The organism is Maribacter sp. R86514 (genome assembly GCF_044597005.1).
Taxonomy (GTDB): Bacteria; Bacteroidota; Bacteroidia; order Flavobacteriales; family Flavobacteriaceae; genus Maribacter.
This window is the reverse complement of record NZ_CP138999.1, coordinates 3642208-3668449: the sequence shown is the minus strand read 5'-3', so window position 1 is coordinate 3668449 and position 26242 is coordinate 3642208. Positions and strand designations below refer to the sequence as shown.

The following is a 26242-nucleotide window of genomic DNA, read 5'->3' as shown; positions in this document are numbered from 1 at the left end:
GAATTGGTACGGAACATGAAGCACAATGCTATTTTTGATATACAAACAGATGGGGATTTTCTAACCCAAGCACTCCGTATATTCAAATATCAATACGACAACAACGTTGTCTATCACGATTTTTGCACTTATTTAAATGTGCAACCAGATTCTGTTCACACCATAGAACAAATTCCTTTTTTACCTATAGAATTTTTTAAATCCAAAGATGTTCTCAGCACCACCAATACACCAGAAATAACCTTTACCAGTAGCGGCACTACAGGCAGTGAAACCAGTAAACACTTTGTTACGGACCTCAGCCTCTACGAACAGAGTTATTTAAAGGCTTTTAATCATTTCTATGGAGATATTAAGGACTATTGTGTTCTTGCCCTCTTACCTTCGTATTTAGAACGAACGGGATCTTCATTGATCTATATGGCAGATGACTTGATCAAAAAATCGGAACATCCTAAAAGCGGCTTTTTTTTAAATGAATACGAACAGTTGCACCTATTACTAACCGATCTTCAAAAAACCGACACCAAAATATTGATCATTGGTGTTTCTTTTGCATTACTTGAGTTTACTGAGCAATACCAGATGTCTTTACAAAACACCATTATTATGGAAACCGGTGGTATGAAAGGGCGAAGAAAAGAAATTGTACGCCAAGAACTGCACGAATTATTATCCACGGGATTTGGAGTTTCTAAAATACATTCTGAATATGGAATGACCGAGCTACTTTCGCAAGCCTACTCTAAAGGTGACGGAGTATTCAATTGCCCTGCCTGGATGAAGATTTTAGTTCGCGATACCGAAGATCCACTCAGCTATTTAAAAAATGGTAAATCTGGCGGAATCAACGTAATCGATTTGGCAAATATCAATTCTTGTTCTTTTATTGCCACTCAAGATTTAGGTAAGATAAACCAAAACGGCACTTTTGAAATTATCGGAAGATTCGATAATTCTGATATTAGAGGGTGTAATTTAATGGTGCTTTAATTCTTTGAAAGCGAATAATCCAAGCCTGGTCCATCACAAGCCATCCATAGGCTAGAAATCATAGTAGAATTTCTGTATATTAAAAGTTCTTTATCATCTCCCGTACAATTACCTACCAATTCATTTCCGGTTTGGTACGTAAGTTCTAAATAATGATTAAGGTCATTATCATATTCTACAACCTCAAAGGTACCTGTAGCCTCGGTAACTTCTTCATCAACAGTTCTAGATTTTATAAAAGTACCTTCCGGCGAAAAAATATAATATTCTTGCCAATCCATTTCTTCTCCCGTAGTTTCTGAATTTTGAAAACTACCTGACATTTGAACCAATTCCCATTTCTGATCTGAGAACACAAACTGTGTAGATTCTAACCCAAAGTCATCATCTTCTGCACAAGAAACAAGAATAAACAGGGATAGAAACAGAAATAAGGTGGCATATCTTTTCATAGTAACAAGACTTTTAACTAGTTACAAGATACCCAACTCACAGAATAGTTGCGTTAAGGCATTATTAAATTAAAGTCCTAATATCTTGGCATCTACGAAAAAGGTAGAATTTACTTCTAACTCATGATCCGTACTCATTAATTCATCGGTAACGGTATTCAATCGCAAACTAAATTCATCGCTCTTTATGTACTCTTTCAAATCTGTATCTGCAGTATCTAAAGTGATGACACTACCAGCATCATCTGGCACCTCTTCCAAATAGGCAATTTTAATTTCTTCTAATCCGTCGGCAGAAATATATACTTCTATCGAATTTAAAAAGCTAAAATCGGCACTATCGGGCAATATAATGACCAATTCTAATTCGGTCAACTTAATCTCTTCAATAAGGTCTTTTCTAGTATCATTGACTTCAAAAGTAGATTCTGAATTCGTCTCTATTTCCGGAGTAAAAACATCAAAAGGTAAATCAATACCTGCAGAAGAAGGTATGGTAGCACGCTGGCTATATTCCATATCAAACTTGGTCAACTCGTCTAACTTATCACATGAGGTAATTAAAGCAAACAAACAGATAACAAAAATACTCTTCTTAAACATAATGTAGGGGTTTATGCTAACAAACGCTATTCTCTAAGAATTATTGAAGAAAAGCTACTGTTTTTGAAGTGAATTAATCTTCTCGAACAAAAACATAGGTTACCTCATCATCGGCAATATCGGGGTTGTCTTCAAAAGTTAGCGTAAGTTGTTCTCCCTTAGTTTCAAAAAAGTACACGGATCCATCAGAAAAATTGATTCTATTGGCTTGACCACCATAAAAATGTTCTCCATTTTCCCTAAAAAAAATGTTTTCACTTTCATGAGAGACCGTAACCATGGCCCTACTAGAACTAAAATTAATCGTAGTTAAAGAAAAATCTACATCTTCATCAAAACTACAATAACATATGACATTCGAGAGTACCCAATCGCCTTCCAAAGCCAAATCATCTATCACCCTATCATCATCGCTACAAGAAACAAATAATAAGAACAGTACCCCTAAAAGTTTAAATTTCATAAAAGCCTAGTCTTCAGAAAATGATTTAGTTAAATACCAATACGAAATAGTTTTTCTTACCTCTTTGCAACAGCACAAACTTATCATTAATCAAATCTGCCGTGGTAATTAAAAAGTCATCTTTTACTTTTTCTTTATTTACAGAAATGGAGTTTTGCTTCAGCTCTCTTCTTGCTTCGCCATTAGAACCCAAAAAGTTAGTTTTAGCTGCCAGTGCACCGATCATATCTAAACCGTCTGTTAATTCTGACTTTGAAAGTTTTGCTTGTGGTACGCCATCAAAAATTTCTAAGAATGTTTTTTCATTCAATTCTTTTAAATCAGACGCCGTAGACTTACCGAAAAGTATTTGACTAGCTTTTACCGCATTGTCCAAATCTTCTTGCGAGTGTACCATTACCGTAATCTCGTCTGCCAATCGCTTTTGTAGTAATCTTAAGTGCGGAGCTTCTGTATGTTCTTTTATTAAATCTTCAATTTCTTGCTGACCTAAAAAAGTAAAGATCTTGATGTATTTATTAGCATCATCATCTGATGTATTCAACCAATATTGGTAAAATTTATATGGCGATGTTCTTTCTGCATCCAACCAAACGTTACCGCCTTCTGTTTTTCCGAATTTAGTACCATCTGCCTTGGTAATTAACGGGCACGTAAGTGCATACCCTTTACCACCGGCTATTCTTCTAATAAGTTCAGTACCCGTGGTAATATTACCCCACTGATCACTACCACCCATTTGAAGGCTACAATTATGCTCTTTGTACAAGTGAAGAAAATCATACCCTTGAACCAGTTGATAGGTAAATTCGGTAAAAGACATACCTTCTTTCGCTTCTGATGAAAGACGCTTTTTAACAGAGTCTTTAGACATCATGTAGTTCACCGTAATATGCTTACCTACATCTCTTATAAATTCTAAGAAAGAGAAGTCTTTCATCCAGTCATAGTTATTAACCAAAACCGCAGCATTATCTTCATTTCCAGAAAAATCTAAAAAACGTGATAATTGTTCTTTTAAAGCATTCTGATTATGACGAAGTGTTTTCTCATCAAGCAAATTACGTTCTGCAGATTTGCCAGAAGGATCACCGATCATACCCGTAGCACCACCTATTAAAGCAAACGGTTTGTGCCCTGCCAATTGAAAATGACGAAGCATCATTACCCCTACCAAGTGCCCTATATGTAAAGAATCTGCCGTTGGATCTATACCCACATATGCAGACTGCATGCCTTCTAATAAATGTTCTTCTGTTCCTGGCATTGCATCATGCAACATTCCGCGCCATTGTAACTCCTTGACAAAATTTGTCATGTCTTCCTGAATTTTAATTGAATTGCAAATATAAATGGAATTCTTGCCAGTACACAGTAGATTAAAGCATGAATTTATCCACTTGTATTTCCTAAATTTGAAATATGATATTAGTTACAGGAGGCACAGGATTGGTGGGGTCGCATTTGTTGCTGAAGTTAACAATGGATAACATAAAAGTACGGGCAATCTACAGAACCCAAAAAAAGCTGGATTCGGTAAAAAAAATTTTTTCGTATTACTCTGATAATGCCACAGCCCTTTTCAATAAAATCGATTGGGTACATGGTGATATTTTAGATATTCCATCATTAGAAAATGCCATCGAAGATATTACCCATGTGTACCATTGCGCCGCTTACATATCTTTTAATCCGTCTGATTTTAAAAAGCTGGAACGTATAAATCGTGAAGGAACTGCCAATATTGTAAATATCTGTATAGCATACGGGATCAAAAAATTATGCCATGTAAGTACCATTGGTACAATAGGAAGACCTATTAACAACGAAAAAGTAGACGAAGAAACCGAATGGACCCTACAAAATGCCAACCCATATGCAATAACAAAACACCTTGCCGAAATGGAAGTGTGGCGCGGCGCACAAGAAGAACTAGAAGTTGTAATCGTAAACCCAGGCGTTATTCTTGGGCCAGGATTTTGGAATAGCGGTAGTGGCTCATTTTTTAAAACCGCTGCAAAAGGATATAAATATTACCCACCTGGCGGATCAGGATTTATTACCATAAACGATGTCACCAATATTATGATCGCACTTATGAATTCAAATATTCATAATGAACGATTTATTCTGGTAGCCGAAAACTTGACCTATAAACAAATATTGGAAAAGATAGCTTTGGCGATGGACAAAAAACCACCTACCAAGGCATTGAAATTTTGGCAATTAAAAATGGGTAAGTTCGTAGATAAAATTAGAAATATACTAACAGGAAGCCCTAGAACTATTACTAAGAATACAATTCACGGACTAAAACACCCAACAGCATTCAACAATGAAAAAATCAAGAACACTTTGGGTATGGAGTTTGAAAGTTTGGAGAATCAAATAAAATTTTCGGCCAAACTGTTTATTTCTGAACTTTAGTAGATACGGAATCTTTCTTTTTAATATCGATATTTTCTTTAGTTTTCTCGGCAACCCTTAAACTGTCCCTAACCCTTTTTTCTGCTTCTAATTTTAATCGCTGTTCTTCTAAATCAGATTCTACCTTTTTATACATATTCTCATATCTTAAAGGTTTTGAAGCATAGTAGCGGTCACTATCGACAAACTGTGCACTATCGATTTCAAATTTTTTAAATATAAAATCTGTAGGTTCTACACCGTTTTCTCGCAACTTGCTTAAGTTGGTTGCTTTTGCGGCATTAACAATAGCCATTTCTTTGATAATCAATACCATTTTATCTTCCGGTATTAAATTATCGGGCCTTTCTATTAATTCTTCGGCACAAGACGAAACCAATAATAGTACTATCGTTAAAAGTAATAATTGCTTCATGGTCTATTAAATGTTAGCCTTTTTGCATTGCGATTTTCAGAAAACACCCCATTACTATAACCTAAATGCCCATTTACAAAAGTATGTATCACTTTAGACGAGAACGTAGTATCTTCAAAAGGAGACCATTTACATTTATACGCTATATTTTCTTTGGTAACTGTCCAAGAATTGTTTAAATCTGCCACTACTAAATCTGCATAATAGCCCTCACGTATATATCCGCGTTTTTCTATTTGAAATAGTATTGCCGGATTATGACACATTTTCTGCACCATTTTCTCAAGTGAAATCTTTCCTTCTTTTACCTTCTCTAACATCGCATTTAATGCATGTTGCACTAATGGTCCTCCTGAAGGTGCTTTTGTATATACGTTATTTTTTTCCTCTAATACATGCGGGGCATGATCAGTAGCGATGACATCTATTCTATCATCTAACAGCGCACTCCATAGCATATCTCTATCTTTGGCTGTTTTCACCGCTGGGTTCCATTTAATAAAGGTTCCTTTATTTGCATAGTCGGCATCAGAAAACCAAAGGTGATGTATACATACCTCTGCAGTAATTTTCTTTTGTTCTAAAGGAATATCGTTACGGAAAAGATCGGTTTCTTTTCCGGTGGATAAATGAAACACATGCAACCTAGCACCTGTTTTCTTTGCCAAAGCTATTGCCCTTGACGAAGAAAGGTAGCAAGCTTCTTCACTCCTTATAATAGGATGCATTTCTACAGGAATATCATCACCGTACTGCGCTTTATACTTTACCATGTTTTCGCGTATCGTGGTTTCATCTTCACAATGTGCAGAAATGACCATTTCAGTATTGCTGAATATCTTCTCTATAACTTTTTCATCATCAACCAACATATTACCCGTAGATGAACCTAAAAATAATTTGATACCTGAACAGGCATTTTTATCCAATTTTTTTAATTCCTCTAGATTATCATTGGTACCACCGAATAAAAATGAATAATTGGCGAATGCAGTATTTGCTGCAGTTGCGAATTTCTCTTCCAACTTTTCTATAGTAGTTGTTTGCGGTGTGGTATTGGGTTGCTCCATAAAGGTTGTTATACCACCTGCAAGTGCCGCCCTACTTTCTGTTGCGATTGTTCCTTTATGGGTAAGACCCGGCTCCCTGAAATGAACTTGATCATCTATAACACCTGGTAATATATGTTTGCCAGAAACATCAATTACCTCTGCTTCTGCATCGGATATGTCTTTTCCAATTTTAGAAATAAGGTCATCTATAATGAGAATATCACTTTCTTGTGCTACTCCCTCATTAACAATTATTCCGTTTTTCAATAAAATTTTACCCATAACTAAAATTTATTTTTTAAAAATAGACTTCTCATTTTCATTACAAATACACCCCAAATAGCCTCACTTACAATAGATGAACTCATTTTAGATTTTCCCAATACTCGATCTCTAAAAATAATAGAAACCTCTTCTATTTTAAAGTGCTTTAAATACGCCCTAAACTTCATTTCTATCTGAAAGGCATAACCTACAAAACGAACCGAATCTAAATTTATAGCTTCTAAAACCTGTCTTTTATAACATACAAAACCAGCTGTTGGATCATCTACGCGCATACCGGTAATGAGCTTTACATAAATAGATGCACCGTATGATAATAACACTCTATGTAGTGGCCAATTTACAACGTTTACACCTTTCTTATATCTAGAACCTACAGCCAAATCAGCACCGTTTTTACAGGCTTTTAAAAGTCTCAATAGGTCTGATGGCGTATGGGAAAAATCGGCATCCATTTCAAAAATATAATCATAACCTTTGGCTATTGCCCATTTAAAACCATGAATATATGCTGTACCCAATCCTGATTTTTCAAGTCTGGTCTCTAAAAATAATTTATCCTTGAATTCTTCTTGAAGTCCGCGAACACAGTCCCCGGTTTTGTCCGGCGAATTGTCATCTACAATAAGTACATGAAATTCTTTCTGCAAATCGAATACTGCCCTAATTATAGCCTCTACATTCTCAATCTCGTTATATGTAGGTATGATTACGATACTACTGGACATATGTTATTTATAGGTGTTTTGACAAAAGTAAGGTTTTAAAATTCTTATTAAAATGAACAACAATACCTTTATGAATTTTTTACACTAGTTACCTAACCTTAAATTTGTAATTTTGCCATTTAGTAACCTATGCAAATGTTGACTAAAATTCCAAAGCAGTTCTACTTTTTTTTAGCTGCCATATTCATATTAAATCTTATTCAATCTAGTTTTACGCAACTCATTTTTGACGAGTCTTATTACTGGTATTATAGTCAAAACATGGCTTGGGGCTATTTTGACCACCCACCAATGGTGGCGCTCTTAATAAAAATAAGCAGCATCTTCTTTAATGAAGAACTAGGTGTACGTTTTATGAGCTGCGTATTATCTGCGGTCAATATTATTCTTCTTTGGCTGATGATAGACAACCCAAAAAAGAACGACTACATTAAACATTTCTTTGTGCTGGTTTTTTCCATGACATTATTAAATGCCTATGGCTTTTTTACCTTACCAGACACACCGCTATTATTTTTTACCAGTTGCTTTTTACTTACTTACAAGCATTTTATAAAAAGACCAACTGCAGGCTTAGCAATTCTTTTAGGAGTATTCATGGCCGCCTTAATGTACAGTAAATACCATGCCGTACTGGTCATATTCTTTGTGCTGCTATCAAACTTAAAACTTACTACCAATAAATACGCTTGGCTCGCGGTTACAATTGCCCTATGTTGTTATGCACCCCATTTTTATTGGCTATACGAGAACGACCTTGTATCTATAAAATATCATTTATATGAACGCCCCAACGGCGCATATCGATTTGAAAAATATACATTGGGCTTCTTCGTGAATTTGGTAGCTATTTTTGGCCTGACTTTTCCTTTTATTTATAAAGCATTGTTTAAAACGAAAGGAAACGACCTATTCAACAAGGCGCTTATCTGTCTTACTTATGGTGTACTGATCTTCTTTTTCGTCTCTAGTTTTAACAGAAGGGTTCAAACACAATGGATAATTATTGTTTGTATTCCGTTAGTGATTGTAGCATTCAACTACATGCTACAAAACAAGCAAGCCTTAACTTGGATTTTTAGGTTAGGACTTATCAATACGGTTCTAATAATTTATTTAAGAATAGGACTTATATATCAGCCTTTACTTTTTAACTTCTATTATGAAAGTCATGGCAATAAAGAATGGGCAAAGGCTATTGAAGAGGAAGTTGGCGATATACCTGTGGTATTTGAAAATTCTTATAGGAACGCGCCAATGTATTCTTTTTATACAAATGGCACACCTACTTTCTCATTGAACAATTTCATGTATCGAAAAAACCAATATTCAATTAATGATGCTGAAGAGCAAATTCGCGGTAAAGATGTAGCGTATGTTTCCAAATATTTAAACAATCCTACATTTACCTATACACGTGAAAACGGCGGACTTTACAAAGGCAAATACATTACCAATTATCAATCGTTCAGAAAATTAGAATGTATACTTGCAGATACGACCTTGACTCTAAATTTTAAAGAAAACATTAGTCTTAAAGTCTACAACCCTTACAACGAAGATATAGACCTTAAAAAACTAAAATTTGCGGTTAGTTACATGGACGATTATAAAAAACCCATGCAGACTTTGCAGATGACAACAGAACCTGTATTGCCGAATACTAGATTTCTAAAGAAAAAAGACACTACTGATTTTATATTTCAACTACCTAAAACAAAAAAGGAAAACATTGGTTACTTTAGAGTGGTAATTTCTGAAAACGACCTTTTGTACGGTCTAAACGGAAAAGCAATTCGAGTAAAATAATGGAGCCTATAGCAAGGACTTTTGAGCAAACCGATTGGATCACCATAACACTTATGGTAAGTCTTCTATTTCCATTAATAGGCAAAAGCATCTATTATTCTAGATTTTTAAACTTCATCATTCTTCCTTTTAACAATAAATACATTACCATGTATGCGAAGAAAGAAAAGCTGTTTAATTGGTTTCATTTTCAAATGAGCCTCTTTCAAATTATCAATACAACGCTTTTTATTTTTTTTATTTGGCGTGTATATATAAGTCCTACAGAAGCAAAAAACCAATATATTTTTCCGCTACTACTTGCAAGTGTTTTCTTATTTATCACCCTAAAAACATTGGTACAGCTATTCAATGGATTCATTTTTAATTCTTACAATACTTTTAATGAGTTGATTTTTAAGAAACTAACCTACTTAAATTACGGCGGCATTGTTCTTTTTGTAGCCAACGTTTTTCTAGCTTATGTTTTTAAAGACTCACAAATAGTAATATTTATAGCGCTAATTCTATTTTTAGGGATCAATATAATTGGCTGGGTAACAGTCCTCAGGAATTACCAGAAATTTATAAGCAACTATTTTTTCTATTTTATTTTGTACCTTTGCGCACTTGAAATTGCACCCCTAGTTATTATGGGAAGCTTTCTAAAATAGTGCATCATATGAAAGTAAAAACGATTTTGGTCTCTCAACCTGAGCCGAAAATGGAAAACTCCCCCTATTCCAAGCTTATAGACAAAGAGAAAGTAAAGGTTGATTTTAGACCGTTCATACATGTAGAAGGAGTTGACGCAAAAACCGTGCGACAGCAAAAGATTGATTTGAATGATTTTACCGCTATTATCTTAACAAGTAGAAACGCAGTGGATCATTTCTTTAGAATTGCAGACGAAATGCGTTTTAAGGTGCCAGACTCTATGAAATACTTCTGCCAATCTGAAGCGGTAGCCTATTACCTTCAAAAATACGTGGTCTATAGAAAACGTAAAATTTACGTAGGTAAAAGATTATTCACCGATTTAGTACCGTTGATCAAGAAATATAAGGATGAAAAATTCTTACTTCCTTCTTCAGATGTACTTAAACAAGACGTTCCTGACACTTTAGATTCTCTAAGCATTAATTGGAAAAGAGCTATTTTTTATAAAACCGTTATTAGCGATCTTTCTGATCTACGTAATGTGTACTATGACATTTTAGTATTTTTTAGTCCGTCTGGAATTGAGTCTTTATTGCAGAATTTTCCAGATTTCGATCAAAAGGAAACCAGAATTGCCGTATTCGGTAACTCTACCGTAGATGCGGCGACCGAAGCCGGCTTACGTATAGACATTAAAGCACCAACACCTGAAACACCTTCTATGACCATGGCGTTACAGAAGTATATTATAAGTGTAAATAAATAGGTCGCTTAAAGTATAGCATAAAAAAAAGCCTTGCAATGCAAGGCTTTTTTTATTGTCTTAAAATGCGTACCGCTGTGGTCCGCCCCTTCTTATTTCTTCACTGGCATAACTTTCAAACTTTTTGAAGTTTTCCCTGAATGCATTTGTCAATTTAAATGCGGTTTTATAATATTTCTCATCGTCGTTCCAAGTTGCTCTCGGACTCAATACCGATGTTGGTACACCAGGACATTCTCTTGGTTGGGCAACACCGAATACCGAATGAATATGGTACTTATCATAAGAATACAAACCTAACTCACCACTTAGGGCAGCAGATATCATAGCTCTCGTATACTTTAATTTCATTCTTGTACCAATACCGTAAGGTCCGCCTGTCCATCCTGTATTCACAAGCCAAACATCAACGCCGGATTCTTTCATTTTCTTACTCAACATTTCAGCATACTTTGTTGGGTGTAATGGCATAAAAGGTGCGCCAAAACAAGCTGAAAACGATGGTACAGGTTCTACAACACCTGCTTCTGTACCCGCAACTTTAGCCGTGTAACCAGAAATAAAGTGATATGCAGCCTGACTAGGTGTAAGCTTAGATATCGGAGGCAGTACACCAAAAGCATCTGCAGTTAAAAAGAAAATATTTTTTACGTACTTACCAATAGATGGTTGCTGTATGTTATCTATATGATGAATTGGGTAACTAACCCTTGTATTTTGTGTTATTGAAGTATCGGCAAAATCAACATTGCCCTTATCATCTAGTACTACATTTTCAAGTATTGCGCCTGGTTTGATAGCTCCGTAAATTTCAGGTTCTTGCTCTTCAGATAAATTAATCACCTTTGCGTAACAGCCTCCTTCAAAATTGAATACGGTATTTCTACTCGTCCAACCATGTTCATCATCTCCTATTAATTTTCTATTGGGATCTGTTGATAAAGTTGTTTTTCCTGTTCCTGATAATCCAAAAAAGATTGCCGTATCTCCATCTTCACCTACATTTGACGAACAGTGCATTGGCAATGTTTCCTTATAAACCGGTAGAATAAAGTTCAAGGCAGAGAAAATACCTTTTTTAATTTCCCCTGTATACCCTGTTCCACCAATCAATGCAATTTTATCAGTGAAGTTTAGAATAGCAAAATTGTGTTGTCTTGTTCCATCCAACTCTGCATCTGCCATAAAACCAGGAGCGTTGATAACGGTCCACTCTGGCGTGAAATCTTCTAATTCTGCTTCTGTAGGACGTAAAAACATATTATACGCAAACATATTTGACCAAGGATATTCATTGATCACACGTATATTCAATTTATAGTCTTCGTCTGCACATGCATAACTATCCCTAACGAAAAGTTCTTTTTCGTTTAAATAACTAATTACCTTAGTATATAAGGCATCAAACTTTTCCTTTTCAAACGGAATATTGATATCTCCCCACCAAATTTTATCTTTAGTTATATCATCTTTGACGATATATCTATCTTTAGGGGATCTACCTGTAAATTCACCAGTATTTACAGCAAGTGTACCGTTGCTGGTTTCAACTCCCATATCCATTTCTAGAGTGGCTTTTTGGAGATTTACGGGTGTTTCCTGATAATGAAAATTGGCGTGTGTAATCCCGTAGTTTTTTAGGGATATGGTATTCGCATTTGTCGTTGAGCTTTTCATGCTTTAGAAAATTTGTTCGTGTAAAACTAAAAAAATAAAAGCTGAACCACTGGTTTTCAGAGTTCAATTCACCTTAATTTACGTCGAAATACGAAATCATTTAAAGATTGAGCAAAAACGAAAATTATTCTCAGGCTATTTATTCCTTTTAATACATTTTATAAAGCATAAACGAAATTTAAATACATTATTGTTATTTAAGGCTAACAATTTTAAGAAATAAATAAAAAAAAGGGTCTTTTTTTGACAGTCGATTTTTATAATTCAGCAAAATATTCAGCCGTTTTCGCACTCAAAAGCATGGCTGCATGCTTCATATTATACTCAAGATCCTGTTCTTTATCTTGAATTTCCAAAACATCAAAAACACCTATTTTTTGTAATTCATCTTTTGCGATATCAAGCGACCCACAAATGGCAATTGTTGGTATTTTATATTCCTTACCTAAATTTATAACACTCTGTAATAACTTACTATTTAAATTTTGCTCGTCAATTTTACCTTCGCCGGTAATTAAATAATCAAAATTTTCTTTTTCTAAAATCTTTCTAAATCCAGAGATGTTTAGAACAAAATCCATAGCACTCAAATACTCTGCGTTCAAAAATGCTTTTAACCCGAAAGCAGCTCCTCCTGCCGCACCGGCACCTGCCAGGTTGTTGTACTGCACCTTATACTTATCTGTCACCACTCTATTTAAACGTATTAGACCTTTATTTAAATCTGTAATGATATTTTCTGTAGCTCCTTTATATTTTGCATATACATGTGCAGCGCCATTGATACCGAACAAGGGATTTACAACATCATTGATCGTGTAGAAACTAACATCTTTTACGTTTTCGGGCACTCGCGAATCATCAATAGACTTAATTAATTGCAAACTAGATCCCATCGGAGGCAATATTACACCGTTCTCGTTAAGAAAATCGTACCCTAAGGCATTGGCAATACCTATACCGCCATCATTGGTAGCACTTGCCCCTAGACCGATATAAATATGTTTGACCCCTTTATCTATTGCATCCTTAATTTCAATGCCCGTACCATAAGTTGTAGTGAACATTGGGTTTTGTTCATCACTGGACAGTAGTTCAATACCTGAAGCGTTGGCCAGCTCAATATATGCTGCATTATCTTCTTTGTTATATAGGTAGTATGATTGAATAGGTTTTCTTAATGGGTTTTCACTTATTACCTGTATAGATATACAAGGCTTGTATTTACTTACAACAGTTAAAAAATCCTCACCTCCATCCGTCGCATTCAAATAACGAGTGGAAAAACCAATCCCTGATTTCTTCATACCTTCGGTAAACGCATCTTTAAAGTCATCTCTAGACAAAGAGTCGGTAAATTTATCTGGAATAAGTAATAGCTTCATTTATTTAAATTTATCGGGAAAACTATAAATAGAAATATCCCACAATTCTGGGAGAACAAAATATACGAAAAAGGTTAATATGATGACAGAAATTATATTCATAAAAAAGCCTTTGCCCACCATATCCGGAATTCTCAGGTAACCCGAACCAAAAACCACTGCATTTGGAGGTGTTGCCACCGGTAACATAAAAGCACATGATGCCGCAACCGCAGCACCCACCATTAATACAAACGGATGCACATCTATGGTTAACGCCATAGGGGCTAATACTGGTAACAACATTGCTGTGGTTGCCAGGTTGGATGTAATTTCAGTTAGAAAGTTCACCGCTGCTATCAGCACTAAAATCAGAACTATTATCGGCAACCCTGCTAAAGATGTCATTTGACTACCGATCCATACCGCCAATCCGCTAACTTCAAATCCTTTTGCCAATGCCATACCGCCACCGAACAAAAGAATAATACCCCATGGTATTTTTACGGCTTCTTCCCAATTAATGAGTTGCTCTCCTTTTTTCTTTGAAGGAATCAAGAATAATACAATTGAAAAGAATATGGCTATGATAGTATCATCTAAGCCCGGTAATATCTTTTGCAATAAAAACGAGCGCGTGATCCAACAGAATGCAGTCAAAGCAAATACAAAAGCCACTACTTTCTCTTCATATGAAATTTTACCAAGATTGGACAGTAAACGTTTGATCTCTTGCTTACCTCCTGGAAAGGATTTCTGCTTAAAGCTAAAAGCATACTGTGTCAAATACTTCCAACAAATGAAAATCAGAATAATTGAAATGGGCAAGCCAAAGGCAAACCATTGCATAAAGGTGATTTCATAACCATAAGTATCTAAAACCACACCTGCCAAAACTAGGTTTGGCGGTGTGCCTATAAGCGTAGCCACACCACCTATAGAAGCACTGTAAGCTATTGCCAACATTAGTGCCTTACCAAAGGTCTTATTTTCATCTTCTACCGTATCTGGGTTATCTTGTAACTGTTTTATAATCGCTAAACCTATAGGAAGCATCATTACCGAAGTAGCCGTATTGGAAATCCACATGGATAAAAAAGCAGTTGCCAACATAAAGCCCAGAATAATCTTTCTAACATCTGAACCTATGAGGTTGATAATATTCAAGGCTATTCTTCTATGGAGATTCCATTTTTCTATGGCAATGGCAATGATGAACCCGCCCATATAGAGAAATACATATTTATGCCCAAAAGAACCCGAGGTAGATGACAAATCCAATCCGCCAGAAAGCGGAAATAGCACCAATGGTAACAATGCCGTTACAGCTATCGGTATTGCTTCGGTAATCCACCATATGGCAATCCAAATGGTAGATGCCAAGACAGCATTTGCCTGTGTAGAAAGTCCTTCTGGATGAAAAAAGGAAAGAATCAATATAAAAGAAAAAGGACCCAAGACTAGTCCTAGTAATTTTGTTTTAGTCATGAAAAAGCCATTGATATGTTGAAAATAAGCTATTTAGTGACTGAAACAACGTATTCACCAGCTATTTTACAAATTTTGATTTCATTACACCATAGCTCATAAGTGCCCAAGCCGCAATTAAAAACAAACCACCGATAGGTGTAATGATGCCGATAACCTTAAAATCAAATGTTACCAATGAATTTAACGACAGCAGATAAATAGAAAAAGAAAATAAAACGATACCTATTACGGTACATATATAAATGGTCTTTTTAGACTTTACATATTCTAAAGGCAACAACCCAAGTACAAACAAGAAAAAGGCATGGTACATTTGATACCTAACTCCCGTCTCAAAAGTGGCTACAGATTTTGCATCCACCAAATTTTTCAGCCCATGTGCACCAAAAGCACCAAGAACAACTGCCAACATTCCAAATAGACACGCAGTACCTAAAATTGTTTTTTTCATAACTTTTATAATAACTTTTCTTATAAATGTAACAATTTGATACCTTAGTAAATCGTTACCAATCAAAAATACTGAAATCGTATGATGCGAAAAATTCTTGTTATAGGCGCAGGTAAATCTACCTCCTATTTGTTGGATTACCTTTTAGGAAAAGCGGAAGTAGAAAAATTAGAAGTCACCATTGGCGACATTAATCCTGCTGCAATTCCATCATCGATTGCACAACATCCTTCTTGCACGGTCATTGCCCTTGATATATTCGAAGATAACGCAAGAAAAAAAGCGATAGATAATTCAGACATCGTTATTTCTATGCTTCCCGCTCGCTTTCATATTAAGGTTGCAGAAGATTGTGTTCATCTCAAAAAGCATTTGGTGACAGCATCATACGTTAGTTCAGAACTGCTTGCTCTTGATAAAAAGGTGAAGGAAGCGGGACTCGTATTCATGAACGAAATAGGATTAGATCCCGGTTTAGATCATATGAGCGCCATGCAAGTAATAGACCGCATAAGAGATAAAGGTGGTAAAATAATCCTGTTCGAATCTTTTTGTGGTGGCTTGGTAGCCCCGGAACACGATAATAACCTTTGGAACTACAAATTTACCTGGAACCCCAGAAACGTAGTTCTTGCAGGGCAAGGCGGAATTGCCAAGTTCATTCAAGAGGGCACTTATAAATACATACCTTACCACCGATTATTCAGGCGTACGGAATTTTTTGAAATTGAAGGATATGGTCGTTTTGAAGGATACGCTAATCGCGATTCGTTAAATTACAGAGAGGCTTATAAATTACAAGATGCACTAACTATTTACAGAGGTACTATGCGCCGTGTCGGCTTTTCCAAAGCATGGAATATGTTCATTCAATTAGGAGTAACCGACGATACATTTACTATAGAAAACTCTGAAAAAATGAGTTATCGCGAATTCATTAATCTTTTTCTTCCTTACTCACCAACAGATTCTGTCGAACTAAAACTTAGACATTACCTGAAATTGGATCAAGATGATATACGTTGGGATAAATTAGTGGAACTAAATCTTTTTGATAACAATAAAATAATTGGGATACCAAATGCCACACCTGCTCAAGCTCTTCAGAAAATATTAGAAGATAGTTGGACACTTCAGCCAGAAGAAAAAGACATGATTGTCATGTATCATAAATTTGGTTATGAATTAAACGGAGAAAAGAAACAAATAGATTCTAAACTTGTAGTTACTGGCGAAAACCAAACGTTTACAGCAATGGCAAAAACTGTGGGTTTACCAGTAGCCATGGCAGCTTTAAAAATATTGAATGGCGATATTACTACCCCAGGTGTACAGATACCTATTACTAAAGAAGTGTACGAACCTATATTGAAGGAACTTGAGGATTACGGAGTCAATTTCATGGAATATGACATTCCTTATTTAGGTTATAATCCAAATTCTGTAGTCAACTAACACTTTTTAACTATCATTTTAAAACCAAATAAGTACATTTATGTTTTAAACTCTCATTAAAGGTTCAATTACCCAAGGCTTGCCTTGAAATTATAAATTAATTAGTATACCTCGACCTTTTACAATTGAGATAATTGATTTAAGAAAACATGAAAACACCTACTTCTTTGGCTAAAATTGACGGAATCGATAAAAAAATCTTACGATTTTTAATGGAAGACGCCCGTAAACCAGTACTTGAAATTGCGAGAAGTATTGGAATATCCGGCGCAGCTATACATCAACGTTTAAGAAAACTAGAAGCATCAGGACTTTTATCTGGTTCTAAATTTATTGTCAATCCCAAGTCATTAGGTTATACTACCATGGCATATATCGGCATCTATCTAGATAAAGCGATGAGCAACCCAATGGCAGTAAAACAATTAGAGAAAATTCCAGAAGTATTGGAATGCCACTATACCACGGGAAATTGGTCTATTTTAATTAAAGTGTTGTGTAGAGACAATGAACACTTAATGCAGGTACTTAACAAAGAAATACAAGCCATAGAAGGGGTTTCAAGAACAGAAACGTTTATTTCTTTGGCCCAACAAATAGATAGACAAATAAGTATATAAAAAAAAAACCTTCCCAATTGAGAAGGCTTTTTTTATATCAAATACTAGTTTTAGCTTAATCTCTACCACCAAAAACTTGAAGTCCCCAGTATACCAAAGTTGCCAATGAACCAATTGCAGCAACTAAATACGTACGTGCAGCCCATTTCAATGCATCTTCAGAACCTTTATATTCCTCTGGTGTTACTATATTTTTATTTTTTAACCATGCCAATGCTCGATTACTAGCATCATATTCAACTGGTAGGGTTACAAAACTGAACAACGTTGCCATACCCATCATTATTAAACCAGCGACAGCAACCCAATATCCAAATCCTACACCAGCTGCGGCACCTAACGCCAAACCACCGAATACGACCCACATAGACATACTGGATGTTACACTAACTATAGGCACTAATTTTGAACGCATACCTAACCACTCGTAAGCTTCTGCATGCTGTACAGCATGACCTACTTCGTGCGCAGAAACTGCCGCGGCAGCTGCATTTCTTTGATTGTATACTCCTTCACTTAAATTTACCGTTTTGTTAGCAGGGTTATAGTGATCCGTAAGCATACCAGGTGTAGAAACAACTTTTACATCCCTAATACCATGATCCGCCAACATCTTTTCAGCAATCTCGGCACCACTCATTCCATTTTGCAAATGCACCTTAGAATAATGCTTGAACTTACTCTTTAATTTACTACTAACTAACCAGCTGACCAAAGCTATTGCCCCAATCAGTATATAATATCCCATCATAACTTTTCAATTTTTAAATCGATTAAATATACTAAAGATTCCCACTTTTTTAAGAATCTATTGATATAAAAGCAAAAACCCCGCCAAATTCCTTTCGGATATGGCGAGGCATATTTTACTGACAAAATGTACTGGCTAAGCAACTATCTCTTCCCAACCAAAGGCTTCAATAATTTCTTGATACACTACATTTCCTTCTACGATATTTAATCCTTTCTTTAAAGCCGCGTCTTTATCACAAGCAGCTTCCCAACCTAAATTCGCCAATTTTAAAGCATATGGCAAGGTTACATTGGTCAAGGCCATTGTAGACGTATAAGGTACCGCACCTGGCATATTCGCTACCGAATAATGCACAACATCATCTATAATATAAATAGGGTCTTCATGTGTGGTAGGCTTGGTTGTTTCTACACATCCGCCTTGATCTACAGCTACATCTACTATTACCGTTCCAGGTCTCATTTCTTTCAACATGTCTCTTGTAATCAAATTTGGAGCTTTTGCTCCTTTCAACAACACACCACCAATGATTAGATCATGTGTTTTTATAAGTCTTCTTATATTAAACTCATTTGAAAATTCAGTAACCACATGTGGTGGCATTACATCATTTGCATAACGCAAACGTTTCATATTAACATCTAAGATAGTTACGTGAGCACCAAGACCTGCTGCCATTTTAGCAGCTTGTATACCAACTACACCAGCACCCAAGACCAAAACCTTACCCGGAGCCACACCTGGTACCCCACCTAATAATACACCACGCCCTTTTACAGGTTTTTCTAAATATTTAGCACCTTGTTGTATTGCCATTCTACCTGCAACTTCAGACATTGGCGTTAAAAGCGGCAAAGTACCTTCTTCATCTTCTACGGTTTCGTAAGCTATACAAATTGCCTTCTGCTTTATCATTGCCTTTGTTAGGGCTTCGCTTGATGCAAAATGAAAGTATGTGAACAATATTTGCCCTTGTTGAATTAAATCATATTCTTCGGCAATAGGCTCTTTTACTTTTACGATCATTTCGCTCATGGCGTATACCTGACCAATTGTATCTAGTATTATAGCACCTGCCTGTTGATAATCTTGATTAAAAAAACCACTGCCTTCACCAGCATCTGACTGGACATAAACTTTGTGGTTGTTTTTTACCAATTCGAAAACTCCGGCCGGCGTCATACCTACCCTGCTTTCATTGTTTTTGATTTCTTTTGGAATACCAACAATCATGATTTATCATTTTATGTTACACTGCAAAATTGAAACTAATTATGCATATATCAAACATTAAATCGATAAAACACAGGGGTTACTTGCTATAATTATCATTTTATAGTGTTTACACCCCTATTTTTTAGGTGGTGTATTTAATTTTATGATTATTTACGAAATAAAACACCGATTTTTAGTCCTACCATTGCCAAATAGCCAAACAAAAAAAGAGGTAATTGACATTACCTCTTTTTTTAAATTATAGAATTTGAGTATTAACCCACGATATTCACAATCTTACCTGGTACCACAATTACCTTTTTAGGTGTTCTACCCGCTAGTTGTTGTTGGGTTTTTTCATGCGCCATTACTGCTGCCTCTATTTCGTCTTTACTTAAATCTAAGGATAGCTGCATGGTAAACTTCATTTTACCATTAAAGGAAATAGGGTACTCTTTATCACTTTCCTTAATATACTTTTCTTCAAATTTTGGAAAAGGTGCTGTTGCAATAGAATCTGTATGACCCAATTTACTCCACAACTCTTCTGCAATGTGCGGTGCGTACGGAGATACCAATATGGCTAAAGGCTCCAATACTTTTCTGCTCACACATTTTTGAGATGACAACTCATTGACACATATCATAAATGTAGATACCGATGTATTGAAACTAAAATTCTCAATATCTTCTTCTACCTTTTTAATTGTCTTATGTAATGTCTTCCATGATTCTTTAGATGGCTCCTCCTCACTTCGGCTACGCTCAGCGACCGTAGTTTCATCTAAAAAGAGCATATACAATTTCCATAGTTTCTTCAAGAAACCATGTGCTCCCGTTATACCAGCAGTGTTCCAAGGTTTTGATTGTTCTAAAGGTCCTAAGAACATTTCATACAAACGCAAACTATCCGCGCCGTACTCCTCACAAATAGCATCAGGATTTACGACGTTGTATTTAGATTTGGACATTTTCTCTACTTCGCGACCTACTTTAAATGTTCCATCCTCTTCAGTGATAAATTCCGCATCCGCAAATTCATCCCTCCAACTTTTAAATCCTTCAATATCCAACTCGTCCGATGCATTTACTAATGATACATCTGCATGAATTGGAGAGAAGTGCTTCCAATCACATGCTGCCATATTTCTCCCACCTGGCTTAGAGGTTAGGTGGCTAATAAGCTTCTCTAATTTTTCTGAATAATCATTGATAAAGCCATTTTCCTTCACAGCCTTTGAAACAAGTCCATGTGAAACAAAAATCGGTTCTTTCAAATATTCTTGATTCCATCTATACACTAAAGCACTAGTCCCCGTAATCATCCCTTGATTAATCAACTTCTTGGCAAACTCATCTTTAGGCACCAAACCTTTATCAAACATGAATTTTTGCCAGAAACGAGAATACAATAAGTGACCTGTTGCGTGTTCGCTACCACCTATATATAAATCTACATCTTGCCAGTAGTTAATCGCTTTTTCAGAAAATATCTCCTCGCTATTATGCGGGTCCATGTATCTATTAAAATACTGTGAACTACCTGCCCAACCTGGCATGGTATTCAACTCTAATGGAAACACAGTGGTATTATTTAACTCACTATTATTTACAACCTTATTGGCAACAGTATCCCACGCCCATACCTCAGCATTACCTAATGGCGGCTCCCCAGTTTCTGTTGGTAAATATTTTTCAACCTCTGGCAACTCAATTGGTAAATGTTCTGGAGAAATCATCTGCGGCATTCCGTCTACATAATATACTGGGAATGGTTCTCCCCAGTATCTTTGACGACTAAAAACAGCATCACGCAATCTATAGTTTATTTTTCCTTCGCCATGACCAATTTTCTCCAACTCATAGATAGCCAGCTTCATTGCTTTCTTATATGGTAATCCGTTTAAGAAATCAGAGTTGGCAATAACAGTCTTCTCCTTATCGGCGAATGCTTCTTCAGAAATATCCACACCTTCAAATACATTGGGAATATCAATATTGAAATGCTTTGCAAAATCATAATCGCGCTGATCTCCACATGGAACGGACATCACAGCTCCCGTACCATAACCCGCCAATACATAATCTCCGATCCAAATAGGAATAGGTTCTTTGGTAAACGGATGCTCAGCATAAGCTCCTGTAAAAGCACCCGAAATGGTTTTTACGTCTGCCATACGATCACGCTCAGAACGCTTTGCAGTTGCCTCTATATATGCTTCCACCTCAGCTTTCTGATCTGGTGTAGTTATTTTACCTACTAATTCGTGCTCTGGCGCCAAGGTCATAAAAGAAACTCCGAAAATGGTATCAGGGCGAGTTGTAAAAACTTCTATCCCCCTAACCCCCGAAGGGGGAATATTTTGTTGTTCCAAATGAGCCTTTATCTCTTCTAAAACACCATCAATATTTCCAATTACTTCTTCATTTTTAAATCTTACGACTTTATAACCTAAACCATTTAAAACTTTAGTTCTTTTTAAATCAGCTTCCTTTTGAGTTTCATGAATTTCCCCATCTACCTCAATTACCAATTTTTTAGATAAACAAACGAAGTCTACTATGAAATCATCTATTAAATGTTGTTGCCTAAACTTATAATCTAGTTTCTTAGATTTTATAGACTCCCAAAGAACTGATTCAGCAGCAGTAGGATTAGCCCTCATTTCTTTTGCTCTATCAAGCAACAAATGAGAATTATTACCTCCGGTCATATAGCCAGGCGCAGTCCCTTCCCCTTTGGGGAAGGTTAGGATGGGGAACGTGACTGAAGCTCCTTGACTTCTTCCAATCCAATTGGTCTGCGAATCTTTTAAGGGCTGAGGCCAATCGATTTTCGCCAAACCATCTAGTAAACGTTGTGCATATGCTGAAATACGCATACTCCATTGGGTCATTTTTTTACGAATAACCGGGTGACCACCACGCTCTGATACTCCGTTTACGATTTCGTCATTTGCCAATACCGTACCTAGTGCAGGGCACCAGTTTACCTCAGTATCAGCCAAATACGTTAATCTATATTGTAATAATATTTCTTGTTTTTTAACATCAGAAAAAGCAGTCCATTCATCAGCTGTAAATGCCTCTATATCATCATCACATACGGCATTTACATTGGCATTACCATCCGTAGAAAACTTAGAAATCAATGTTTCTATATCTTCTGCCTTATCGGTATCTTTATTATACCAAGAATTGAATATTTGTATGAATATCCACTGTGTCCATTTATAATATTCGGGACTAGAAGTTCTTACTTCCCTACTCCAATCAAAAGAAAAACCTAATTGATCTAACTGCCTTCTGTACGTTTTAATATTTGCTGCTGTAGTCACTGCAGGATGCTGACCTGTTTGAATAGCATACTGCTCTGCAGGCAAACCAAAAGAATCATACCCTTGTGGATGCAATACATTGAAGCCTTTATGCCTCTTATATCTCGCATAAATATCACTTGCAATATAACCTAACGGATGCCCAACATGCAGACCCGCACCAGAAGGATAAGGAAACATATCAAGCACATAGAATTTTTCTTTTTCAGAATCGTTCTCCGCTTTAAATGTTTGGTTTTCTGCCCAGTATTTTTGCCATTTGGCTTCAATTTCGTTGAAATTGTATTGCATGATCTTTACTTCTTTTCTGTAAGTCGCAAAAATAGGTTGAATCAATGAGAGTTAAAAAGATATTGGCAATTAACAGTTTTACCATACCAAAGTATCGCAATATCACCTATTTCTAAATTTGGTATCTTAGTTTCGTGAAATTATCATACCCCAAAAAATTAATTTGTTTTTTAGCCGTAATTTGTGTTTTTTCTATGAAACTGCAAGCGCAGCTTGGTTTTTGTGGTGGCAATTCTGGCGACCCCATTTTTACGGAAGATTTTGGATCCGGCACTACCGATGGACCGGAATTACCTGCAGGCACTACTTCATATCAATTTACTACTGGCACACCAAATGATGGCGATTACACCATTTCTAGTACCACAAACTATTTTGACTGGCTTTCCATTCAAGACCACACACCTGGCGATAGCAACGGAAAACTTTTTATTGTCAACGCCAGTTTTACCGCTGGGGAATTTTATCAACGTCAAGTTACAGGCTTGTGTGAAAACACCACCTATGAGTTTTCATCATGGCTTATTAACCTACAACCCGCTGGAAGCTGCGAGGGCAATAGCATACCTGTAAATGTTCGCTTTCAAATATGGGATGAAACAGACAGCAATTTACTTGCGCAAGGGGACACTGGCAGCATACCCGGTACTGGTACTTTAGAATGGGAACAATATGCTTTGGTTTTTAAAACCGAACCGGGACAAACATCGGTTATTTTGAAGATGAGAAATAACAGTAATGGAGGATGTGGAAATGATGTAGCCATTGACGATATTCTATTTCGATCTTGCGGTGACAATGTCACCATTGCTACCGCAGCAGATGAAGCTAGTTTGGTAGTTTGTGAAGACCAAGGCAGTGTTTCAAGAACATTGACCGCAACACCAGATTCTTCTGTATTCAGTTCTCATGCCTACCAATGGCAGCAAAGTACAGATCAGCAAACCTGGGCAGACATCGCTGGTGAAAATAGTGCCATTTTAAATACTCCGGCAGTTACCACAACTACTTATTTTAGAACAAAAATTGCAGAGGATATTGTCAATGTAAACAATGATTTATGCAACGTGGTATCCGATGTTTTTGACATTACCGTTCTACCTATTCCCGCTGCACCTACAAGTAACGGAGATGTAACCATTTGTGAAGGTGAACTAGGTACGCTAACCGTTAATACACAAAATTCATATTCCATAAATTGGTACGATGCCGCTACTAGCGGAAATTTAATTTTATCTGATGACCAAAACTTAGAAACTGGCACTGCCGGCACCTATTACGCAGAAGCTAATTCAACAGAAATTGAATGTGCATCTACTACAAGAACAGCAGTTACGCTGACCGTTAATCCATTACCGATCATACCTGATGACTCTAATGTTTTTCTTTGTGAAGATTCTTTTATCACTTTAGATGCCGATGTTGAGAATGTCATCTACCAATGGTCTACAGGCGCTACCACCCAAATGATAGACGTTACTGAAGCTGGCGAATACGAAGTCATTGTAACCAACACCAATGGATGCTCTGCCACACGAACCATTACAGTTGAACAAATAGATTCACCTAGAATTGATAAAATAGTATCTGACGGACCATCAATAGTAGTTTCTACTGCCAACAGTGGAAATTTTGAATATTCTTTAGATGGAATCTCATTTCAAACCAACCCTATTTTTGAAGCTGTAGAAGGCGGATTTTACACTATTTACGTTCAAGACAATACCGATTGTGGTGTTGTAACGGAGGATTTTTACCATCTGGTCATTCAAAAATTCTTTACACCTAATGGAGATACTGTCAATGACCTTTTTGAACCTGACGGATTAGAGGTTTTTAATTCTGTTTCGATTTTAATTTTTGATCGCTATGGCAAGCTCATCAAATTTGGGAATACAAATGCTACATCTTGGGACGGTACTTTTCAAGGTGAACGAATGCCGGAAGATGATTATTGGTATCTAATTGAGGCAGATACCACTCAATTCAAAGGACACTTTAGCTTAAAACGTTAAGGCTTTATTTTTTTAAGTTCCATTTAACAATACTTTGCTATTTTTACTGCACTTTTAAGTACTATGGCGAACTCCTTCGAAAATTATCAAAGACGCAAACTCATCTCCTCCTATTTTTCAGTGGTGCTAAGTATTGCATTAGTCTTATTTCTACTGGGCATTTTAGGATTACTGGTTCTGAACACAAAAAAAATGGCGGATCGTTCTAAAGAACAAATCACAATTTCTGTGTTTCTAAAAGAAAATACCAAGGAAATTGAAGTTGAACAACTTCAAAAAACCCTGGCAATGTCTGAATACACCAAATCTTCTACATACGTATCTAAAGAAGAGGCAGCAAAACAGCATAGTGAAGATATTGGCGAGGACTTTGTTGATTATTTAGGGTATAATCCGCTGAAAAACTCCATCGACGTAAAATTAAATGCAGATTTCGTTACCGCAGAGAAAGTTGAAGAAATAGCCGATACCCTTTCAGAAAAGAGCTTTGTAGACGAAGTAAGCTATGACCGAGTTCTAGTGAGCATGGTTGCCAAGAGCGTTGAACAGATTGGTTTCTGGATTTTGGTTGCCAGTGCCATATTTACCTTTATTGCGGTATTATTGATCAATAGCTCTATTCGATTATCTATTTATTCAAAAAGATTTATCATTAAAACCATGCAAATGGTAGGCGCAACGAAAACCTTCATTAGAAGGCCGTTTATATGGCAAAATATTAAATTAGGCATGATCGGGGCCGCAATTGCTTTATTGGCCATTGGTGGAGTCGTGTATTATGTAAATACTAATTTTCAAGATTTAGGTTTATTTGACGAACCCTATATTTTAGTCATTTTATTTGTTAGCGTTTTTCTATTGGGTATACTTATTTCGTTCATTAGCACCTATTTTGCGACCCAACGCTTCCTAAACCTTAGAACGGACGAATTATATTATTAA

At 36.2% G+C, this 26242-nt stretch carries 23 protein-coding genes; 9 read left to right on the top strand and 14 right to left on the bottom strand.

Annotation, left to right across the window (positions count from 1 at the left end):
* The first annotated feature begins 15 nt into the window (after positions 1-15).
* The gene (locus tag SJY30_RS16120) at positions 16-993 is read left to right on the top strand and encodes an acyl transferase (protein ID WP_396633151.1); all 978 of its coding nucleotides are present in this window, start codon (positions 16-18) and stop codon (positions 991-993) included.
* Here the strand turns inward: SJY30_RS16120 and SJY30_RS16115 are convergent.
* The 4 genes from SJY30_RS16115 to tyrS form a co-directional block, all read right to left on the bottom strand.
* Positions 990-1445, bottom strand: a complete 456-nt coding sequence (locus SJY30_RS16115) for a hypothetical protein (RefSeq protein ID WP_396633150.1) — start codon at positions 1443-1445, stop codon at positions 990-992. The two genes, SJY30_RS16120 and SJY30_RS16115, sit on opposite strands and share 4 nt — an antisense overlap.
* A 69-nt stretch (positions 1446-1514) precedes the next feature.
* Complete coding sequence (locus SJY30_RS16110; RefSeq protein WP_396633149.1) at positions 1515-2048, bottom strand: hypothetical protein; 534 nt, start codon at positions 2046-2048, stop codon at positions 1515-1517.
* Positions 2049-2121: 73 nt separating this feature from the next.
* Positions 2122-2511, bottom strand: coding sequence for a hypothetical protein (locus SJY30_RS16105; RefSeq protein WP_396633148.1), 390 nt, complete (start codon positions 2509-2511; stop codon positions 2122-2124).
* 25 nt (positions 2512-2536) lie between these two features.
* Entirely contained in the window at positions 2537-3829 is a 1293-nt protein-coding gene (gene tyrS / locus SJY30_RS16100) for a tyrosine--tRNA ligase (RefSeq protein WP_396633147.1), read from the bottom strand.
* Positions 3830-3933: 104 nt separating this feature from the next.
* Here tyrS and SJY30_RS16095 point away from each other — a divergent pair, with 104 nt between their 5' ends.
* Positions 3934-4938: an NAD-dependent epimerase/dehydratase family protein gene (locus SJY30_RS16095; protein WP_396633146.1), complete on the top strand. Its 1005-nt coding sequence runs from the start codon at positions 3934-3936 to the stop codon at positions 4936-4938.
* On the opposite strand, the gene SJY30_RS16090 is transcribed toward SJY30_RS16095, so the two are convergent.
* Genes SJY30_RS16090 through SJY30_RS16080 form a run of 3 tightly spaced genes read right to left on the bottom strand, consistent with a single transcriptional unit; the run spans position 4922 to position 7418 of the window.
* Positions 4922-5353, bottom strand: a complete 432-nt coding sequence (locus tag SJY30_RS16090) for a DUF4296 domain-containing protein (protein WP_396633145.1) — start codon at positions 5351-5353, stop codon at positions 4922-4924. The genes SJY30_RS16095 and SJY30_RS16090 overlap by 17 nt on opposite strands.
* Entirely contained in the window at positions 5350-6687 is a 1338-nt protein-coding gene (locus SJY30_RS16085; RefSeq protein ID WP_396633144.1) for a dihydroorotase, read from the bottom strand. Before SJY30_RS16085 ends, SJY30_RS16090 begins: the two co-directional genes overlap by 4 nt.
* A gap of 2 nt (positions 6688-6689) precedes the next feature.
* Entirely contained in the window at positions 6690-7418 is a 729-nt protein-coding gene (locus tag SJY30_RS16080; RefSeq protein WP_396633143.1) for a polyprenol monophosphomannose synthase, read from the bottom strand.
* A gap of 135 nt (positions 7419-7553) precedes the next feature.
* Here SJY30_RS16080 and SJY30_RS16075 point away from each other — a divergent pair, with 135 nt between their 5' ends.
* Genes SJY30_RS16075 through SJY30_RS16065 form a run of 3 tightly spaced genes read left to right on the top strand, consistent with a single transcriptional unit; the run spans position 7554 to position 10632 of the window.
* Positions 7554-9227 (top strand): ArnT family glycosyltransferase, encoded by a 1674-nt coding sequence (locus SJY30_RS16075; protein ID WP_396633142.1) that lies wholly within the window; start codon positions 7554-7556, stop codon positions 9225-9227.
* Positions 9227-9880, top strand: a complete 654-nt coding sequence (locus tag SJY30_RS16070; RefSeq protein ID WP_396633141.1) for a DUF4271 domain-containing protein — start codon at positions 9227-9229, stop codon at positions 9878-9880. Before SJY30_RS16075 ends, SJY30_RS16070 begins: the two co-directional genes overlap by 1 nt.
* Before the next feature lie 8 nt (positions 9881-9888).
* Entirely contained in the window at positions 9889-10632 is a 744-nt protein-coding gene (locus SJY30_RS16065) for a uroporphyrinogen-III synthase (RefSeq protein WP_396633140.1), read from the top strand.
* 57 nt (positions 10633-10689) lie between these two features.
* Here SJY30_RS16065 and pckA read toward each other — a convergent pair whose 3' ends face one another.
* The 4 genes from pckA to SJY30_RS16045 form a co-directional block, all read right to left on the bottom strand.
* On the bottom strand, positions 10690-12306 hold the full coding sequence (pckA, locus tag SJY30_RS16060; protein ID WP_396633139.1) for a phosphoenolpyruvate carboxykinase (ATP): 1617 nt from the start codon (positions 12304-12306) through the stop codon (positions 10690-10692).
* Positions 12307-12563: 257 nt separating this feature from the next.
* Entirely contained in the window at positions 12564-13691 is a 1128-nt protein-coding gene (locus tag SJY30_RS16055; RefSeq protein WP_396633138.1) for a glycerate kinase, read from the bottom strand.
* Positions 13692-15158: an SLC13 family permease gene (locus SJY30_RS16050; RefSeq protein ID WP_396633137.1), complete on the bottom strand. Its 1467-nt coding sequence runs from the start codon at positions 15156-15158 to the stop codon at positions 13692-13694.
* 61 nt (positions 15159-15219) lie between these two features.
* Entirely contained in the window at positions 15220-15612 is a 393-nt protein-coding gene (locus SJY30_RS16045) for a DUF423 domain-containing protein (protein ID WP_396633136.1), read from the bottom strand.
* 81 nt (positions 15613-15693) lie between these two features.
* Here SJY30_RS16045 and SJY30_RS16040 point away from each other — a divergent pair, with 81 nt between their 5' ends.
* Together SJY30_RS16040 and SJY30_RS16035 are read left to right on the top strand one after the other, a co-directional pair.
* On the top strand, positions 15694-17067 hold the full coding sequence (locus SJY30_RS16040; protein WP_396633135.1) for a saccharopine dehydrogenase family protein: 1374 nt from the start codon (positions 15694-15696) through the stop codon (positions 17065-17067).
* Between the two features lie 149 nt (positions 17068-17216).
* Positions 17217-17687 (top strand): Lrp/AsnC ligand binding domain-containing protein, encoded by a 471-nt coding sequence (locus tag SJY30_RS16035; protein ID WP_027065872.1) that lies wholly within the window; start codon positions 17217-17219, stop codon positions 17685-17687.
* 55 nt (positions 17688-17742) lie between these two features.
* Here SJY30_RS16035 and SJY30_RS16030 read toward each other — a convergent pair whose 3' ends face one another.
* From SJY30_RS16030 to SJY30_RS16020, 3 genes are all read right to left on the bottom strand, one after another.
* Positions 17743-18438: a zinc metallopeptidase gene (locus SJY30_RS16030; protein ID WP_396633134.1), complete on the bottom strand. Its 696-nt coding sequence runs from the start codon at positions 18436-18438 to the stop codon at positions 17743-17745.
* A 135-nt stretch (positions 18439-18573) separates the two neighbouring features.
* The gene (gene ald / locus SJY30_RS16025; RefSeq protein ID WP_396633133.1) at positions 18574-19674 is read right to left on the bottom strand and encodes an alanine dehydrogenase; all 1101 of its coding nucleotides are present in this window, start codon (positions 19672-19674) and stop codon (positions 18574-18576) included.
* A gap of 257 nt (positions 19675-19931) precedes the next feature.
* Positions 19932-23285, bottom strand: a complete 3354-nt coding sequence (locus SJY30_RS16020; RefSeq protein ID WP_396633132.1) for a leucine--tRNA ligase — start codon at positions 23283-23285, stop codon at positions 19932-19934.
* Between the two features lie 194 nt (positions 23286-23479).
* Between SJY30_RS16020 and SJY30_RS16015 the strand changes: the two genes are divergently transcribed.
* Entirely contained in the window at positions 23480-25300 is a 1821-nt protein-coding gene (locus tag SJY30_RS16015) for a T9SS type B sorting domain-containing protein (protein WP_396633131.1), read from the top strand.
* Positions 25301-25363: 63 nt separating this feature from the next.
* A complete protein-coding gene (locus SJY30_RS16010) occupies positions 25364-26242 on the top strand; it encodes an ABC transporter permease (RefSeq protein ID WP_036157076.1) in 879 nt (292 codons plus the stop codon).

Bases quoted from the DNA above. Each gene is read 5' to 3' on its own strand.
- SJY30_RS16085 (WP_396633144.1), bottom strand. From the start codon at position 6,687: ATGGGTAAAATTTTATTGAAAAACGGAATAATTGTTAATGAGGGAGTA.
- ald (WP_396633133.1), bottom strand. From the start codon at position 19,674: ATGATTGTTGGTATTCCAAAAGAAATCAAAAACAATGAAAGCAGGGTA.
- SJY30_RS16045 (WP_396633136.1), bottom strand. From the start codon at position 15,612: ATGAAAAAAACAATTTTAGGTACTGCGTGTCTATTTGGAATGTTGGCA.
- SJY30_RS16110 (WP_396633149.1), bottom strand. From the start codon at position 2,048: ATGTTTAAGAAGAGTATTTTTGTTATCTGTTTGTTTGCTTTAATTACC.
- SJY30_RS16035 (WP_027065872.1), top strand. From the start codon at position 17,217: ATGAAAACACCTACTTCTTTGGCTAAAATTGACGGAATCGATAAAAAA.
- tyrS (WP_396633147.1), bottom strand. From the start codon at position 3,829: ATGACAAATTTTGTCAAGGAGTTACAATGGCGCGGAATGTTGCATGAT.
- SJY30_RS16090 (WP_396633145.1), bottom strand. From the start codon at position 5,353: ATGAAGCAATTATTACTTTTAACGATAGTACTATTATTGGTTTCGTCT.
- SJY30_RS16105 (WP_396633148.1), bottom strand. From the start codon at position 2,511: ATGAAATTTAAACTTTTAGGGGTACTGTTCTTATTATTTGTTTCTTGT.
- pckA (WP_396633139.1), bottom strand. From the start codon at position 12,306: ATGAAAAGCTCAACGACAAATGCGAATACCATATCCCTAAAAAACTAC.
- SJY30_RS16070 (WP_396633141.1), top strand. From the start codon at position 9,227: ATGGAGCCTATAGCAAGGACTTTTGAGCAAACCGATTGGATCACCATA.
- SJY30_RS16055 (WP_396633138.1), bottom strand. From the start codon at position 13,691: ATGAAGCTATTACTTATTCCAGATAAATTTACCGACTCTTTGTCTAGA.
- SJY30_RS16050 (WP_396633137.1), bottom strand. From the start codon at position 15,158: ATGACTAAAACAAAATTACTAGGACTAGTCTTGGGTCCTTTTTCTTTT.
- SJY30_RS16015 (WP_396633131.1), top strand. From the start codon at position 23,480: ATGAAACTGCAAGCGCAGCTTGGTTTTTGTGGTGGCAATTCTGGCGAC.
- SJY30_RS16095 (WP_396633146.1), top strand. From the start codon at position 3,934: ATGATATTAGTTACAGGAGGCACAGGATTGGTGGGGTCGCATTTGTTG.
- SJY30_RS16065 (WP_396633140.1), top strand. From the start codon at position 9,889: ATGAAAGTAAAAACGATTTTGGTCTCTCAACCTGAGCCGAAAATGGAA.
- SJY30_RS16020 (WP_396633132.1), bottom strand. From the start codon at position 23,285: ATGCAATACAATTTCAACGAAATTGAAGCCAAATGGCAAAAATACTGG.
- SJY30_RS16115 (WP_396633150.1), bottom strand. From the start codon at position 1,445: ATGAAAAGATATGCCACCTTATTTCTGTTTCTATCCCTGTTTATTCTT.
- SJY30_RS16075 (WP_396633142.1), top strand. From the start codon at position 7,554: ATGTTGACTAAAATTCCAAAGCAGTTCTACTTTTTTTTAGCTGCCATA.
- SJY30_RS16010 (WP_036157076.1), top strand. From the start codon at position 25,364: ATGGCGAACTCCTTCGAAAATTATCAAAGACGCAAACTCATCTCCTCC.
- SJY30_RS16030 (WP_396633134.1), bottom strand. From the start codon at position 18,438: ATGATGGGATATTATATACTGATTGGGGCAATAGCTTTGGTCAGCTGG.
- SJY30_RS16080 (WP_396633143.1), bottom strand. From the start codon at position 7,418: ATGTCCAGTAGTATCGTAATCATACCTACATATAACGAGATTGAGAAT.
- SJY30_RS16120 (WP_396633151.1), top strand. From the start codon at position 16: ATGAAGCACAATGCTATTTTTGATATACAAACAGATGGGGATTTTCTA.
- SJY30_RS16040 (WP_396633135.1), top strand. From the start codon at position 15,694: ATGATGCGAAAAATTCTTGTTATAGGCGCAGGTAAATCTACCTCCTAT.